This window comes from Candidatus Accumulibacter sp. ACC005 (genome assembly GCF_907163215.1).
Taxonomy (GTDB): domain Bacteria; phylum Pseudomonadota; class Gammaproteobacteria; order Burkholderiales; family Rhodocyclaceae; genus Accumulibacter; species Accumulibacter regalis.
The window spans coordinates 89,007-103,162 of sequence record NZ_CAJQUB010000001.1; the positions used below are offsets into that span (position 1 = coordinate 89,007).

16 protein-coding genes and 1 pseudogene are annotated in these 14,156 nt (G+C 63.8%); 5 read left to right on the forward strand and 12 right to left on the reverse strand.

Going from position 1 to position 14,156, the window contains the following annotated elements:
* Positions 1 to 7 precede the first annotated feature (7 nt).
* The 7 genes from xerC to QZ613_RS00455 form a co-directional block, all read right to left on the reverse strand.
* A complete protein-coding gene (gene xerC / locus QZ613_RS00425; RefSeq protein WP_043567580.1) occupies positions 8 to 976 on the reverse strand; it encodes a tyrosine recombinase XerC in 969 nt (322 codons plus the stop codon).
* Positions 977 to 980: 4 nt separating this feature from the next.
* A complete protein-coding gene (locus QZ613_RS00430; RefSeq protein WP_043567577.1) occupies positions 981 to 1,634 on the reverse strand; it encodes a DUF484 family protein in 654 nt (217 codons plus the stop codon).
* Positions 1,631 to 2,461 carry a diaminopimelate epimerase gene (gene dapF, locus QZ613_RS00435; protein ID WP_043567575.1) on the reverse strand — a complete coding sequence of 277 codons (831 nt, stop codon included), beginning with the start codon at positions 2,459 to 2,461 and terminating at the stop codon, positions 1,631 to 1,633. The genes QZ613_RS00430 and dapF overlap by 4 nt, the downstream gene beginning before the upstream one ends.
* Positions 2,458 to 2,988: a GNAT family N-acetyltransferase gene (locus QZ613_RS00440; protein WP_043567641.1), complete on the reverse strand. Its 531-nt coding sequence runs from the start codon at positions 2,986 to 2,988 to the stop codon at positions 2,458 to 2,460. Before QZ613_RS00440 ends, dapF begins: the two co-directional genes overlap by 4 nt.
* Before the next feature lie 283 nt (positions 2,989 to 3,271).
* Positions 3,272 to 3,901 carry a glutathione S-transferase gene (locus QZ613_RS00445; RefSeq protein WP_043567574.1) on the reverse strand — a complete coding sequence of 210 codons (630 nt, stop codon included), beginning with the start codon at positions 3,899 to 3,901 and terminating at the stop codon, positions 3,272 to 3,274.
* Positions 3,902 to 3,961: 60 nt separating this feature from the next.
* The gene (locus tag QZ613_RS00450) at positions 3,962 to 5,377 is read right to left on the reverse strand and encodes a dihydrolipoyl dehydrogenase (protein WP_043567572.1); all 1,416 of its coding nucleotides are present in this window, start codon (positions 5,375 to 5,377) and stop codon (positions 3,962 to 3,964) included.
* A gap of 63 nt (positions 5,378 to 5,440) precedes the next feature.
* Positions 5,441 to 5,728, reverse strand: a complete 288-nt coding sequence (locus tag QZ613_RS00455) for an encapsulin-associated ferritin-like protein (RefSeq protein WP_043567570.1) — start codon at positions 5,726 to 5,728, stop codon at positions 5,441 to 5,443.
* A gap of 73 nt (positions 5,729 to 5,801) precedes the next feature.
* Between QZ613_RS00455 and QZ613_RS00460 the strand changes: the two genes are divergently transcribed.
* The 5 genes and pseudogenes from QZ613_RS00460 (at position 5,802) to QZ613_RS00480 (ending at position 9,107) form a co-directional block, all read left to right on the forward strand.
* The gene (locus QZ613_RS00460; protein WP_043567568.1) at positions 5,802 to 7,088 is read left to right on the forward strand and encodes a hypothetical protein; all 1,287 of its coding nucleotides are present in this window, start codon (positions 5,802 to 5,804) and stop codon (positions 7,086 to 7,088) included.
* A gap of 10 nt (positions 7,089 to 7,098) precedes the next feature.
* Positions 7,099 to 7,908: a mechanosensitive ion channel domain-containing protein gene (locus QZ613_RS00465; RefSeq protein ID WP_043567567.1), complete on the forward strand. Its 810-nt coding sequence runs from the start codon at positions 7,099 to 7,101 to the stop codon at positions 7,906 to 7,908.
* 195 nt (positions 7,909 to 8,103) lie between these two features.
* A pseudogene (locus tag QZ613_RS00470) lies at positions 8,104 to 8,325 on the forward strand (hypothetical protein); the annotation flags it as partial.
* 12 nt (positions 8,326 to 8,337) lie between these two features.
* Positions 8,338 to 8,616: a DUF1778 domain-containing protein gene (locus QZ613_RS00475; RefSeq protein ID WP_043567566.1), complete on the forward strand. Its 279-nt coding sequence runs from the start codon at positions 8,338 to 8,340 to the stop codon at positions 8,614 to 8,616.
* Positions 8,613 to 9,107, forward strand: a complete 495-nt coding sequence (locus QZ613_RS00480; protein ID WP_043567565.1) for a GNAT family N-acetyltransferase — start codon at positions 8,613 to 8,615, stop codon at positions 9,105 to 9,107. Before QZ613_RS00475 ends, QZ613_RS00480 begins: the two co-directional genes overlap by 4 nt.
* A 2-nt stretch (positions 9,108 to 9,109) precedes the next feature.
* Here the strand turns inward: QZ613_RS00480 and QZ613_RS00485 are convergent, their stop codons facing one another.
* The 5 genes from QZ613_RS00485 to QZ613_RS00505 form a co-directional block, all read right to left on the reverse strand.
* Positions 9,110 to 10,264: a Fic family protein gene (locus QZ613_RS00485; RefSeq protein WP_043567564.1), complete on the reverse strand. Its 1,155-nt coding sequence runs from the start codon at positions 10,262 to 10,264 to the stop codon at positions 9,110 to 9,112.
* Between the two features lie 69 nt (positions 10,265 to 10,333).
* Positions 10,334 to 10,510 carry a hypothetical protein gene (locus QZ613_RS00490; protein WP_291865159.1) on the reverse strand — a complete coding sequence of 59 codons (177 nt, stop codon included), beginning with the start codon at positions 10,508 to 10,510 and terminating at the stop codon, positions 10,334 to 10,336.
* A 416-nt stretch (positions 10,511 to 10,926) separates the two neighbouring features.
* Positions 10,927 to 12,387, reverse strand: coding sequence for a class I SAM-dependent DNA methyltransferase (locus tag QZ613_RS00495; RefSeq protein WP_043567560.1), 1,461 nt, complete (start codon positions 12,385 to 12,387; stop codon positions 10,927 to 10,929).
* Positions 12,384 to 12,965 (reverse strand): DUF4276 family protein, encoded by a 582-nt coding sequence (locus QZ613_RS00500; protein WP_043567558.1) that lies wholly within the window; start codon positions 12,963 to 12,965, stop codon positions 12,384 to 12,386. The genes QZ613_RS00495 and QZ613_RS00500 overlap by 4 nt, the downstream gene beginning before the upstream one ends.
* Entirely contained in the window at positions 12,962 to 14,155 is a 1,194-nt protein-coding gene (locus tag QZ613_RS00505; RefSeq protein WP_043567556.1) for an AAA family ATPase, read from the reverse strand. The genes QZ613_RS00500 and QZ613_RS00505 overlap by 4 nt, the downstream gene beginning before the upstream one ends.
* Position 14,156: the final 1 nt, after the last annotated feature.

Genomic DNA, 14,156 nt, shown 5'->3' on the forward strand with positions numbered 1-14,156 from the left:
CGTGGTGTTACGCGGGATCGTCCTTGCGTTTGGCGCGCGGGTGCGCCTTGTCATAGACCGCCGCCAGATGCTGGAAGTCGAGGTGCGTGTAGACCTGCGTCGAGGCGATGCTGGCGTGGCCGAGCATTTCCTGGACGGCGCGCAGGTCGCCCGATGATTGCAGGACGTGCGAGGCGAACGAGTGGCGCAGCATGTGCGGGTGGACGCGTGCCGGTAGGCCTTGCGCCAGACCGCGCCGCGCCAGTCGCAACTGGATCATGCGCACGCCGAGACGCTGGCCGCGCTGTCCGACGAAGAGAGCGGCTTCGTCGCTGCTGGCCAGTCGTGGGCGTTGACTGACCCATGCCGCAACCGCTTCCCGGGCCTTGCGGCCGACCGGCACGATGCGCAGCTTGCTGCGCTTGCCGAGGACGCGCACTTCGCCGGCCAGCAGGTCTTCGAGGCACGACAGATCGAGCGCCGCGAGTTCGGCCAGGCGCAGGCCGGAGGAGTAGAAGAGCTCGAACATCGCCTGGTCGCGAATCGCCAGCGGACTTTCGTCGCCCGTTTCGAGCAGGCGACTGGCCTCGTCGGGGGAAAGCGTCCTGGGCAGCGCCTTGGGGCTTTTCGGCGGGCGCACGCTGTCCACCGGGTTGTGCGTTGCCGACCCTTGCTGCCCCAGCCAGCGGTAGAAGCCGCGCCAGGCGGAGAGCGTACGCCCGAGCGAGCGGCCGCCGAGGCCATGGGTGTGCAGCTGGGCGACGAAGCGCCTGATGTGATGCGTCTGGATGGCGTCGAAGGCGAGGTCGGAGCGGGTGTCTGACGGTCCTCCGCTGCCCGATCCAGGCAGTTCGCCGATCAGGCGGCAGAGCGAGTGCAGGTCGCGCCGGTAGTTGTCGACCGTGTGCGGTGACAGCCGCCGCTGCTGGGCCAGTTCGTCGAGGTAGGCGCCGATGCTGGCACTACGCTCGCTGGCCGTGGCGGCGGACACTTCCATGCTTTCAGCGCAGGACGCGCGCCAGCGCCGCCGACGCCATCTCGCCGAGGCGCTCGAGGTAGATCGTCCCCATGCCGCTGTAGAAGCGTTCGCCATCCTCGCTGCCCATGGCGATCATGCCCATCGTGCCGCCGCCGTTGCGCATGGCGATCAGCGCCTGCGAGCGAATGTGCAAGGACGCTTCGCCGAACCACGACGAGGTTTCGAAGCCGGTGGTCGACCCGCAGTAGGGCTGCGCCAGCGTTTCCGCAAACGCCTGCAGTTTCTCGCTGACCTCGGTGAACTCGGGCAATTCCTCGCTTTCGGCCGGGCGGTCCCAGAGGCGCACGGCGACGTGCGGAACGGCGAGATCGTCGCGCAGGTGGAAGTTCAGCGTGTGCAGGACCGCCTGGAAGCTGTTGGCGGCGATCATGCCCACCGCCAGGCGGTGCATCTTCTCGCTGATCGCGTCGTTTTCCTCGCCGAACTGCAAGAGCTCGCCCATCTTGCTTTCGAGCTGCTTGTTCTTGTCGCGCAGCGCGAGCATCTGGCGCTCGGTGATCGAGATCGTTCGCCCACCATGCGGGTGCGGAACGACCATGTTGGCCATCAGATCCGAGTGCTCTTCGAAAAACTGCGGGTTGGTGTGCAGGTACTCTGCGACTTCGCTGGATTTCATACTTCGATTTCTCCCTTGAATACGGTGACTGCGGGGCCGGTCATCAGCACGGGTGTGCCGAGGCCGTTCCAGGCGATGTTGAGCATGCCGCCACGCGTTTCGACGCGTACCGGCGAATCGAGCAGGCCGCGGCTGATGCCGGCGACCACGGCGGCGCAGGCGCCGGTGCCGCAGGCCAGTGTTTCGCCGGCGCCGCGTTCGAAAACGCGCAGGCGAATCGCCTGCCGGTCGACCACCTGCATGAAGCCGGCGTTGACGCGCTGCGGAAAGCACGGGTGTCGTTCGATCAGGGGTCCCTCGTGCTCGACCGCTGCCGTGGCGACGTCGTCGACCAGTTGTACGGCGTGCGGGTTGCCCATGCCGACGGCGGTGATGGCGATTTCATGGTCGGCGATGCGCAGCGTCTGGACCAGGTCGTCACTGGCGCTGAGGAATGGAATCCTGGCCGGCGCGAGGACCGGCACGCCCATGTCGACGCTCACCGTGCCGTCGTCCTCGAGGCGCGGGACGATGACTCCGCAGAGGGTTTCGACGCGGATTTCGCTTTTCGCGCTCAGCCCCTGCTCATGAACGAAACGTACGAAGCAGCGAGCGCCGTTGCCGCATTGCTCGACTTCGCTGCCGTCGGCGTTGAAGATGCGATAGCGAAAATCGACGTCCGGCTGGCGAGCTTCTTCAACGAGCAGAATCTGGTCACAGCCGACGCCGAAGTGGCGGTCGGCGAGCAAGCGCAGCTGCGCCGGGGTCAGCGCGATCGACTGACGAATACCGTCGAGGACGACGAAGTCGTTGCCCAGTCCGTGCATCTTGACGAATGTCAGCTTCATGGTTGTTGAGGTCCGGTGGCAGGCGCGAGCAATGACCGGGCCATTATAAAGTCGTCCATCACGAATCCGCCGCCAATATCGACGCTGACCGAGTCACGGATGCTGAAGCCCTGCTTCCGGTAAGCGGCTATGGCGTTGCTGTTGCCCTTGTTCACGGCCAGGATCAGTGTTTCGCAAGCATTTTCGAGGGCCCGCGCGACCACCCGTTCGACCAGGCGACGACCGATTCCCAGGCGCTGTCGCTGCGGGTCGACGTAGAGCTTGTCGAGCTTCATCTCGCCGGGCGTTCCGGTGAGCAGGCAGGAAACAAAGCCCGCCAGCTGGCCATCGACGGTCAGCTGGTCCCACCACACCGTGGCCATGCCCAACTCGTCGTTCACCCGCTGCGCTCGATAGCGTTGATCGAGCATGTAGTCGATCTGTTCCTGGCTGATGATTCCCAGGTAGGTGTGCTGCCAGACGCGGCGTGCGAGTGCGGCGACCGCTTCGACGTCGGCGGCGGCAAGGGGTGAGATGACGATGTCCATGCAGGCTCCGAAGCGCTCGGCGCATCGACGCCAGCCGATTTGCCCGAGCGGGCGGCGAGCTGCCGCCGGCGAGCGGCAAGTGGTGGCGGTCAGTGACGAGGAGTGACGAGCGAAAAGGGCGAATTGTACCGGGTCGCGTGCCGGCGCGTGCAGGGCACCCACCGTCATTGCGAGGAGGGGTAGCCGACGCGGCGATCCGGTGCCATCGTCTCACTCCTCTGCCGCCGCAGCGACAAGGCGCAGAAGAGTCCGGCACACTTGTCGGCGCTGGAGCGTGTGGCTTTTACCGCCCGGCGCTTGGCCGGGCGCTGACCGCCGCGTACCAGCGCTGGGCGTTGGCGGCGTCGGCAGGCAGGGCGATTTTCAGCCAGCCGGCGAAATCGACGAGCACCATGGCCGTGATGTCGGCCGCGCTGAAGCGATCGCCGGCGAGGTAGTCGCGTCCGGCGAGCAGTCCGTCGAGGCGGGCGAGGAAGCGTTCGCTGCGCAGCTTGCCGCGTTCGCCGAGCGCCGGGATTTGTGCGTAGTTATCGGCGCCGGTCAATGCCCGGTCCTTCATCCCCGGCAGTGAATTGCGCACGGCCTCGGTCATTGCCTGCCAGCCGTCGTTCTCGATGTGCCACACGAGATCGGCGATGAGCGCTTTTTCCGTCGGCGTCGTGCCGAGCAGCGGCGGATTGGGAACGGTCTCTTCGAGATAGCGCCAGCAGCCCTGCGACGAGGTCAGTCGCGTACCGTCGTCGAGTTCGAGCACGGGAACGGTGCAGTAGGGGTTGATCGCGCGGTATTCCGGCGAGAGGTGTTCGCCGTTGCGCAGGTCCACCTCGCGGCTCGGGACGTCGAGTCCCTTTTCGGCGATGAACACGCGTACCAGGCGGGGACTGGGGGCAAACTTGCAATCATGGAAGAGCATGGCGGGTTCTCCTGTTGGTGGGCGTTGGCACGCCCTGTCGTTGCCCGGCGACGCTGGGCCTCAGTCCAGCGCCTCGACCTTGTACGCGCCGCAGGACGCGAGGTCGGAATCGCTGCCCGCGGGCAACTGGGCAGACAAATCGCGCAGCGCGCCGCGCATGCCTTCCTCCAGCACCGGGTGGTAGAAGGGCAGGCGCAGCAGCTCCTGCACGCTCAGCTCGCGTTCGATGGCCAGCGCCAGCACGTGCGCCATGTGCTCGCCGGCCGGTACGCACATCTCGCCACCGAGCAGCCGGCCGCTGTTGCGGTCGGCATAGAGGCGCATCAGGCCCTTGTTGTGCTGGGCGGTTCGCGCCCGGCCCTGGCGCTTGAAGCTCGCCTGGCCGATCACCAGCTGCGCTGCGTCGAGGTCGGCGAAGCGCTGGCCGACGACGGCGACGTTGGGGTCGGCGAAGACGATCGCCAGCGGTGTGCGGCGGCGGAAGCAGCGCAGCTCGGTAGCCATGGCGTTGATGCCGGCGATGTGGCCTTCGTCGGCGGCCTCGTGCAGCAGGGCCGCCCGGCCGTTGGCGTCTCCGGCCAGAAAGATCGGCAGGTCGGCGATCTGCAGGGTGTTGGGGTTTACCGGCGGCATGCCGCGCGCGTCGAGTTCGACGCCGAGCGTTTCGAGGCCGAGGCCAGCGACGTTCGGACGCCGGCCGATGGCGGCGATCACTTGGTCGGCAACGACGCGCACGGCACCGCTGCGCACTTCGATGCCGTCAGCGGCCGGCGACAACTCGGCGCTTGCGCTGGTGTGGAAGGCGAATTCCTTGTCCAGCAGCTCGCGCAGGGCGAGATCGACCGCTTCGTCGCTCAGCCCGGCAAGCCGCGGGTTGGCGCCGAAGCCAGTGACTTCGACGCCGAGGCGCGACAGCGCCTGGGCGATCTCGATGCCGATTGCGCCGAGTCCAACGACCGCCATTCGGCGCGGCAGCGTTTCCAGTTCGAACAACGTGTCGGTGGTCACGATACGATCGCCAAAGGCGCGCCAGGCGTCCGGGATCACCGGTTGGCTGCCGCTGGCGATGACGATCCGCCGGGCGTGGTAGCGGCGCTCGCCGACGGCAACCGTCTGCGCATCGAGCAGTCTGGCGCGGCCGGCCAGGCTGCGCTCGCCCAGTTCGTCGGTCGCTGCGAGCGTGCCGGCGACGAAATCGTCGCGCAGGGCGCGCACGCGGCGCAGCACCGCCGGCACGTCCACGCTCAGCGCGGCGGCGCCGCGGATCCCGAAAGCGTCGAAGCTGTGCCGACGGTGAAAGGCGTTGGCCGCTTCGATCAGCGCCTTGGACGGCATGCAGCCGACGCGCGCGCAGGTCGTGCCGTAGGCGCCGTCGTTGATGAGCAGGAAGCTCTCGCTGCGCTTGTGCACTTCGCGCAGGGCGGCGAGGCCGGCAGATCCGGCGCCGATGATGATGACGTCAAGCGTCTTGTCCATTATTCGGTCCCTCGCTGGGAGGCACGTGTTGCGCCGTTGGCAGGCGGGCGATCGCGTCGGCGATCAGTCGTGATCCAGTTTCTTGTCGGTGAACAGCGTGTCGCGCAGTTCCTTGTCGAAGGCCGCGTCGCGGCGGCGGATCCATTCGAGAACCATCGCCGCGTGCTCCTTCTCCTCGTCGCGGTTGTGCTTGAGAATGGCGCGCAGCTCGGCATCCTTGCAGGCATCCATGCGCTGGTTGTACCAATCCACGGCTTCAAGTTCTTCCATCAGCGAGACGATGGCCCGATGCATGTCGCGCGCTTCATCGCTGAGTTCGGAAACGGGTTCGTGATAGCCTTCGTTTGCCATTATGTATTCCTCCAACAACACTTCGGGTTGAACAGAAATCGTGAATGAATCGGTGCGGGAAGCGTCTCCGCCAATGATCATAGACCATCATCCGCCAGCACAGAAGCCGGATGAGGCATCGGCGCCCGCGCTGTGGGAGTTCGTCCGGCTCGCCGACTACCGCGTTCCGAATCCCGTCGGGGCGAGCGCGGCACTCGAAAAATGGGCCTCCTTGAAACGGCTTTTCCGCGCTGGCGACAGGGAAGAGCCGACGCCGGTGAAGGCCGAAGCGGATCTGCAGGCGCTGTCGGGTGCGCGTTTGCAGTCTCTCGTGCAGCCGATTGACTGGCGTTGTGCGGCGGCAGCGCTGGACCTGGCCCTGGCCGACTGGTTGCCCGACAGGAAACCGATCATGCCGGTCAGATTCGTCATCGGTCAGCCGCATAGCGGTCATCCGGAGATCCTTGCCCACTGGGCCGCCCGCCACCGGGTGCACGCGGTGGCGGCACCAAGCGTGGAGCAGATTCTTGGCGGCGATGAACGCTGGCTCGAAGAGTGGCCGACGAGCGAGCGTCTGTGGATGCTGCCGAACCTCGAACACTGCTATCTGCGCCACGCCGATGGCCTCGGACTCGTGCGGCGTTTGCTCGCCCACGCGGTGAGCGGGGCGCTGGGGCGCGGCGTGATCGCGTGTGACAGCTGGGCCTGGGCGTACCTGCAGGAGGTCTGGCCGCTGCCGCAGCCGGAAGCGCTGACCCTGCAGGCCTTCGACGGGCCGCGCCTGTCGCGCTACCTGGCCGACCTGGTTTCGCGCGAGAACGGTGGCTGTCTGCGCTTCTGCAACAGCGTGACCGGCAAGGAGATTGAATTGGCATGCGGGCCGAACGAGTCGGCAGTCAGCCCGGAGATCAATCAGCTCGCGGTCCACAGCCGTGGCAACATCGGCGTCGCCTGGACTTCCTGGCGGGCGTTGCTGAGATCTCACCCCGAGCAGCAGGAGCAGCCGGCACAGCAGGAGCCTGACTCGAAGCAGGACGTGTCCGACGCTGCGGACCGCGCCGTGCAGCGGGCAAAGGCTGTCGCTCCCGATGCCGATATCGTCTGGGTCTGCGAGAGCGTGCAGGAGCCTCCCTTGCCAGCGGAAAAAGGCGAAGGCATGGCCTTCATCCTGCACGCGTTGCTGTTACACAATGGCTTGCCGGTGTCGGTGCTGCCCGAGCTGCTGCCCCAACCCGAGCATCGCATCGCCTCGCACCTGCTGCAACTGCAGGCCCTCGGCGTCGTTGTCCTGGCCGGCGAGCGCTGGCAGATCAGCGCGTCCGCCTACGCCGTGGTCCGCGAGTTCCTGCGCCGACGTGGCTTCTTGAAAGATGAATTCTGAGGCACCGAGCATGGAAACCCCTCAACTGGCAAAACTCTTCAATACGCTGGACACCGGCACGCTGCTGGAGTTGTTGCTGATCGTTGCCGTTGCGACGTTACTGATCGTCGTTGTGCAGAAGCTTGTGCCGTGGCTTGCCGACCAGCTGCATGGCGCGCATCGACTCTATCTGCTGGCGATGGTGCCGCTGCTGCGCCTGGGCATCCTGGTGGTCGCTTTCATGCTGCTCGTCCCGCGGATCATCGAGCCGTCATTCCAGAACATGGTCGCCCTGCTCGGCACGGTCGGACTGGCGCTCGGTTTCGCCATGAAGGATTATGCCAGCAGCCTGATCGCCGGCGTCGTGGTGGTCGGCGAAATGCCCTATCGCAATGGCGACTGGATCGAAATCAACGGGATTTATGGCGAAGTAAAGCATATCGGCATGCGCACGGTGCAAATCGTCACCCCGGACGATACGCAGGTCAGCATCCCGCACCTGCGGATGTGGAACGATCCGGTTTTCAATGCCAACTGCGGTAAGCCCCAGCTCCAGTGCGTGGCTGATTTCTATCTTCACCCGGCGCACGATGCCGCGGCCGCACGTCTGGTGCTGCAGGACGTCGCCCTGACCAGCCCCTACCTCTATTTTGACGACCCGATCATTGTGGTTGTGCACGAGAAGCCCTGGGGAACGCACTACCGCTTGAAGGCTTATCCGATCGACGCGCGGCAGCAGTTTCGTTTCATCAGCGATCTGACCGTCCGCGGCAAGGCCGCGCTGCTCCGACTCGGGGTCAGCTTCGTCACTGCCCCGGTCGTCGCCGGCAAGCAGGCCTGAGCGAGGCAGGCGAGCGCCACCGGCCGCCAATCCCGGACTTGAGCTTGAAGCGCCTCATGGCACTCAAGGCGCCCCGGGCGGCAGACGCCAGCACGAGGCCGCATCCCTCCCGACAAAACTGGTGGCTTGCCGTGCATGCGGGTGGGGTGATCTGGCGGCGCGATCACGAAGTGATCGCCTTGGCGATGCCTTCCCTGCTGCGACAACGTCGTCAGGGAGCGCTTCGTCCTGAATCTCAAGAGGGAGCGTGTCTGGCCGGGCAATTATGCCAACCCTGCGGAGACCACCCGAGACGTCACCGATTGCATCGTCGGCTTCGACAACAGCGTCCGCCTGCACATCACTCTCGGGCTTCGTCGTGTATTGACAACAGATACACGTCGCCATACGATTAGTGTGTCTGTTGTGTATGCATAAAAGGAGAAACTCATGCGCGATGCCGCCATCAACCTGCGGGCACTTCCCGAGCAGCGGGACCTGATTGATCACGCTGCTCAGTTGCTCGGCAAGAACCGTTCGGACTTCATGCTCGAAGCCGCCTGCGACAAGGCGCAGGCGGTGGTGATCAATCAGGTTTTTTTCAGTCTCAACGCCGAAAAGTTCCGGCAGTTCACCGCCCTGCTTGACGCGCCTCCGGACGCCAATCCGGGACTTGAGCGCCTGATGGCGGTCAAGGCGCCCTGGGAAGCCGACGCCAGCAAGGCATGACCCTTCAACTCAATCCGCCGCAGCCACTGTCGGCCGCCCATCGTCTGGATGACTTTGCGTGCGGCGAAGCCGTGCTCGACGAGTGGCTCAAACGGCGGGCCATGGCCAACCAGTTGAGCGGGGCGAGCCGCACGTTTGTCGTGGCCGATCGGGAGCACCGCATCTACGGCTACTACGCCATGGCCGCAGGTGCTGTCTCGCGTCAGATGGCCACGAGTTCAGTGCGCCGCAATATGCCGGACCCCGTTCCGGTGATGGTGCTGGCCCGGCTCGCCGTCGATCATCGCGCCCAGGGGATCAAGCTCGGCGCTTCCTTGTTGCAAGATGCCGTCAAGCGGGCGGTGATCGTTTCGCAGAACGCCGGGGTCAGAGCCTTGCTGGTACACGCGCTCCATGACCAGGCCAGGGAATTCTATGAGCACTACGGATTTCAGGTTTCACCGGCGCATCCGATGACGCTGATGCTGCGTTTGAGCAGCGTCGTTTCCTGAGCTCAGCAGCCGGCGATCTCCGACCATGAATTGTTAATGGCGTCTCTGTTGAGTTCGTATGCCGTGCTACGTCCGCCGCCAGGCGTCTTGCGCAGCACACCCAGGACGAGCAGTTCGTTGATCTCGCGCAGTGCGGTATCCGGTGAGCACTTGCCGATGGCCGCCCACTTGCTGCTGGTCAGTTTGCCCTCGAATCCCTCGAGTAGGCGGTTGAGGAGTTTCACCTGCCGCGCGTTCAGCGGTGTCGTGGCCCAGCGCTGCCAGAAGCGCGTCTTGACCAGTACGGCGTCCAGGGTCTCTTGTGCGGTGCTGACCGCGCCCCGCAAGGTATCGAGAAACCACCTCAGCCAGTCCGTCACCTCGAGAGAACCCTTTTGCGTGCGCTCCAGGATTTCGTAATAGTCCCGCCGCTCGCGCTGGATTTGCGCCGACAGACTGTAGAACCGTTGCGGACTACCATCGGCACGGGCCAGCAGCAGGTCGCCGAGCGCCCGCGCGATACGCCCGTTGCCGTCGTCGAAAGGGTGGAGCGTGACGAACCACAGGTGCCCCAGACCCGCCTTCAGGATCGGGTGATCTTCGCTGCCAGCGTTCACCCAGTCGATGAGGCGCCCCAATTCGGCCTCGAGTTTCTCTGCTGGAGCCGCTTCGAAGTGAACACGTTGCCGACCGATGGCACCGGAGACGACCTGCATCGGTCCGTTCCCGTCGTCCCGGAGCATTCCCACGCGAATGGGGGAGAGTCCGCTATAGCCGGTCGGAAACAGGGCCGCGTGCCAGCCGAGCAGGCGTTCTCGTGTCAGTGCCACCTCGCAGCCTGCCGTCGCATCGAGCACCATGTCGACCACGCCTTCGACGTGGCGATCGACTGGCGCCAGCGCTCCGACGTCCACGCCCAAGCGGCGCGCGATCGACGAGCGCACGGACTCGGCGTCGAGGCGCTCACCCTCGATTTCGCTGGTCTTGAGAACATCCTCGGTCAGCGTCGTCAGGCTGGCCTGATCCCGCAGTGCGATCCCGACATCGGCCAGTCGGCCAATGAGCAGACCCTGGGCACGGCTGGCGTCGGCCAACGGCCCGGCCAAAGCGGCCAGGTCGTAGCGCCAGGCCGGCCAATCGGGAGCCTGCCAGATGTAGGTGTAATCGCCGTTGGTCATGCGGAGATTATGGCGGGCATTTTACGAAGCGGCAAGATATTCACCGCAATCGGCGCGGAGAATGTTTCGCTATTCGCCGCAGACGCCGACTGCTTTGCTGGCCAGATCATCGAACGTCACCCCATCAGACTCGCGGTTGGCTTTCGGGCCGGCATAGTCCTGCCAGCGGCGGACGATCGTGTCCACGTACGTCGGGCCGAGTTCCATCACTCGCGCGTACCGGCCAGACTTCTCGGCGGCGATCACGGGGGTTCCCGAACCGCCGAAGGCAGCCAATTGGCGATGGTTGCGTTGGAGGCGCTCGTGGACTTCTGGTCGCCGACGGGTGGGAGGCCGGACAGAAGAATGGCCAGGAGAGAGTGAAAACAGCCAGATCGCAGTCGCCGTGCGAATCACCGAAGTCCCCGGGCTTCCCCACGAACCCGCGCCAGTAAGCAAAAAAAAGACCAACCCGATGACGGGTTGGTCTTCTTGTCTGGTGGCGCGTGGTTTCCTGGAAACAAACTCGCTATCGGGGCATGTGAGTACTGGCGAGGGCAAGAGCAGAAACGTCCGGCGGGCCATAATTGAGAAACGCCGTCCGACCGCTCCGTATAGACGCCAGGACCTTCAGCACATTCACTGCCAGCCCGATGCCGACGACGGACCGCTAGCACCGTGCATCACTTACCCCGCAATCCGGCGGCGACATCCCGAAATGAAGCCAATGCGGCCTCCAGGTGCTCAATGATCTCCTGCTGCAAGACATCCGGCGGCGGCAGATCGTCGAGCTTGTCCAAGCTGTCGTCTTTCAACCAGAAGATATCGAGACTGGCCTTGTCACGGGCCATCAAGTCTTCGTAGCTGAATAACTTGAAACGTTCGGTGGCGACGCGCTCGTGGCGGTTTTCCGGGTTGTAGCAGGTGATGAAATCCTGCAAGTCGTCCAGCTTGAGAGTGCGTGTCTTCAGCGTGAAATGCTTGTTGGTGCGCAAGTCGTAGAACCAGAGCCCCTTGGTGTGGATCTGGCCGTTTTTGGGCTTGGCATCGAAGAACACCACGTTCGCCTTCACGCCTTGCGCGTAGAAGATGCCCGTAGGCAGCCGCAGCACGGTGTGCACATCGCAGTTCTCCAGCAACTTGCGGCGGATCTTCTCGCCAGCGCCGCCCTCAAACAGCACGTTATCCGGCAAGACCACCGCCGCTTTACCGTCCACCTTCAACATGCTGACGATGTGCTGCAGAAAGTTGAGCTGCTTGTTCGACGTGGTTTCCCAGAAATCCTGCCGCTCGTAGGTAAGCGCCTCCTTGTCTTCCTCACCCTCTTCGTTGGTGATGGTCATGCTGCTCTTCTTGCCGAAGGGCGGATTGGCCAGCACGTAGTCCACCTTGAGCCTGGACTCGGTGATCAAGGCGTCGGAGCGCTCTACCAAGGGTTCGCCATCGAGTTCACCGATGCTGTGCAGGAAGAGATTCATCAAACACATGCGGCGCGTGTTGGGCACGATCTCGTTGCCGTGAAATGTCCTGTCGCGCAGGAACTCTTTCTGGCGTTTGTCCAGCTTGGCGCCGGGGCGAGTCAGCCAGTTGTAGGCGCCCAGGAAGAAGCCGCCCGTCCCACAGGCCGGGTCCGCAATGGTCTTCATCGGCTCGGGCCGAACGCAGGCCACCATCGCTTCGATGAGCGCGCGCGGGGTGAAGTACTGGCCCGCGCCGCTCTTGGTGTCTTCGGCGTTCTTCTGCAGCAGGCCTTCGTACAGGTCGCCCTTGGTGTCGGCACCCAGGCTGATCCAGCTCTCCGCATCGATCAGTTGCACCAGGCGCGAGAGCTTGGCCGGATCCTGGATCTTGTTCTGCGCCTTGAAGAAAATGGCGCCCAACATGCCCGATTCCTGGCCCAGTTTGTGCAGCGTGGCCAGGTAATGCGCTTCCAGCGGTTCGCCCACCTTGCTGGTGAGGCTGGGCCAGTCGTAGCCCTTGGGGATGCGGGTGTCGCGGTTGTAGGGCTCCCGCGCGTATTCGTGCGCAAGCTTCAGGAACAGGAGGTAGGTGAGCTGTTCGAGGTAATCGCCATAACCCACCCCGTCATCGCGCAAGGTGTGGCAGAAGTTCCAGACTTTCTGCACGAGACTGGAAGTATTCATGCTTCTGACTCGAGCAGTTCGTGTTCCATGCGCCGGATGCCGGCAATCAAAGTCCGGAAGCTGCTGGAGCGATCGTTGTCGATGTCCAGATACTGGCCGATGGCGCGTGAACCCACGATCTTTTCATAGCGCTGGTTCGTCAGTGCCTTCAGTTCCTTGCTCGGGCTACTCAAGCGATCGGGTGCCCTGAATTTCCTGCGGAGCTGTTTTGTGGCGAGGCCCTCGATAGCCAGCGCTTGCTCGACTGCCTTTAAATCGGCCAAATAGAACGTCTCCAGTTCGCGACACGCGATTCGAACCAGGCAACGATCCGCTCTGCCTGATTGTGCGCACAGGTCGCGCAATTTGTCCTTGACTGCCGTGCAATCGGGATGGCTGTCCTGATCCCGTAGCACAATAAAGCGCGCCTGTTCGTTCTGATACCCGCGGAGCTTGCGCGTCAGCTGCTTTTCCAGGTCTTGCTTGCCCTCGAACGGGACGCAACGGTACTGAATATCTTCCTTCAGAAGGCGCGGCAACAAGGACTCCAGCATGGCCTTGGCCGAGGGCTCTTCGAGCAGGAATACCAATTCCATCATAATGGGTCCGCCCCGTCGAAGAAGCCCTGCTTCCACAGGTAACCGAGCTGATCGCCTTCTGCGACATAGGCCGCAATCTGCAGGTTGTCCTGGGCGCGATGGATGCCCGTGTAGCCCTGCTGCTTGACCAGCCAGCACACCTCCTCCAGTTGCAGTGCATTCAGGAAGTCCGGCGAATGCGTGGTGACGAATACCTGACTGCCTCGATTGGCATAGCTGCGGAATTCCTCGGCCAGTTCTGCCATGAGTTGCGGATAGAGCTGGTTTTCCGGCTCCTCCACACATAGCAGGGGATGGGGCTTGGGGTCGTGCAACAGCACCAAGTAGGCGAACATCTTGATCGTGCCGTCGGACACATAGCGGTCCAGGAACGGTGTCTTGAAGGAGCCATCCTGAAAGCGCAGGGTCAGGTAGCCGTCGTCCATCAGTCTCGGTTCCACGGCTGACACACCCGGCACGCGCCGCGCCATGGTGGTCAAGATGTTGGCGAAGGTTTCCCGGTGTTGCTCGTGCAGATAACGCGCCACCAGTGGCAGGTTCTCGCCCGATTCCGACAGGTGCTCGGTTTCACCCGCAGCGTCCTTTCGGCCGCGTGCCGAGTTGATGTGAAAATCCGACACGTGCCAGTTCTCGATCAGACTTCGGAAAGCGCTGGCCGCCTTGAATCGCTCGAACTGCCCCAGCCCCTTGATCGCCAGCGTGTCCGGCGCCACTTTCTGCGTTTCGCGGTCCAGTTCCTCGTCGGGCTTATTGAATTCCTCCTCGTTGGTGATGGCGTAGCCTTCGCCCTTGGCAAAGCTGAGAAAGTGATAGGGGCTGCCGTAGCGGCCCCGCTTGTAACGGAGTAGTTCCTTCAGCACCAGGGGTGAGCCCTTCTCCTCGCTGATTTCCACCGAATACGTCACCAACCGCTCCACCTTCGTGATCTCCATGCGGTATTGCAGTTCGATCAGTATCGTGTCCTTCTGCGGATCACAGCCCCGGCTCAGCACCTCCGAAAATCGTCCGCGCTTGTCCAACGCCTGGCGGACATTGCCTCGCAGGCAGTCGTGCAGGAAGCCGAACACGTCGAACAGGGTGGACTTTCCGGTGCCGTTGGCGCCCACGACGACGAGAAAGGGCGGGATGTCCTTCAAGTGCACATCGCGGAAGGCCTTGAAATTCTTGAGGCGGATGGATTCGATTTTCATG

Coding starts and splice junctions, on each gene's coding strand:
- QZ613_RS00480 (WP_043567565.1), top strand. CDS start 8,613: ATGACCCTTCAACTCAATCCGCCGCAGCCACTGTCGGCCGCCCATCGT.
- QZ613_RS00440 (WP_043567641.1), bottom strand. CDS start 2,988: ATGGACATCGTCATCTCACCCCTTGCCGCCGCCGACGTCGAAGCGGTC.
- QZ613_RS00465 (WP_043567567.1), top strand. CDS start 7,099: ATGGAAACCCCTCAACTGGCAAAACTCTTCAATACGCTGGACACCGGC.
- QZ613_RS00495 (WP_043567560.1), bottom strand. CDS start 12,387: ATGAATACTTCCAGTCTCGTGCAGAAAGTCTGGAACTTCTGCCACACC.
- QZ613_RS00455 (WP_043567570.1), bottom strand. CDS start 5,728: ATGGCAAACGAAGGCTATCACGAACCCGTTTCCGAACTCAGCGATGAA.
- QZ613_RS00445 (WP_043567574.1), bottom strand. CDS start 3,901: ATGCTCTTCCATGATTGCAAGTTTGCCCCCAGTCCCCGCCTGGTACGC.
- QZ613_RS00450 (WP_043567572.1), bottom strand. CDS start 5,377: ATGGACAAGACGCTTGACGTCATCATCATCGGCGCCGGATCTGCCGGC.
- QZ613_RS00430 (WP_043567577.1), bottom strand. CDS start 1,634: ATGAAATCCAGCGAAGTCGCAGAGTACCTGCACACCAACCCGCAGTTT.
- QZ613_RS00475 (WP_043567566.1), top strand. CDS start 8,338: ATGCGCGATGCCGCCATCAACCTGCGGGCACTTCCCGAGCAGCGGGAC.
- QZ613_RS00500 (WP_043567558.1), bottom strand. CDS start 12,965: ATGATGGAATTGGTATTCCTGCTCGAAGAGCCCTCGGCCAAGGCCATG.
- QZ613_RS00505 (WP_043567556.1), bottom strand. CDS start 14,155: ATGAAAATCGAATCCATCCGCCTCAAGAATTTCAAGGCCTTCCGCGAT.
- xerC (WP_043567580.1), bottom strand. CDS start 976: ATGGAAGTGTCCGCCGCCACGGCCAGCGAGCGTAGTGCCAGCATCGGC.
- dapF (WP_043567575.1), bottom strand. CDS start 2,461: ATGAAGCTGACATTCGTCAAGATGCACGGACTGGGCAACGACTTCGTC.
- QZ613_RS00460 (WP_043567568.1), top strand. CDS start 5,802: ATGATCATAGACCATCATCCGCCAGCACAGAAGCCGGATGAGGCATCG.
- QZ613_RS00485 (WP_043567564.1), bottom strand. CDS start 10,264: ATGACCAACGGCGATTACACCTACATCTGGCAGGCTCCCGATTGGCCG.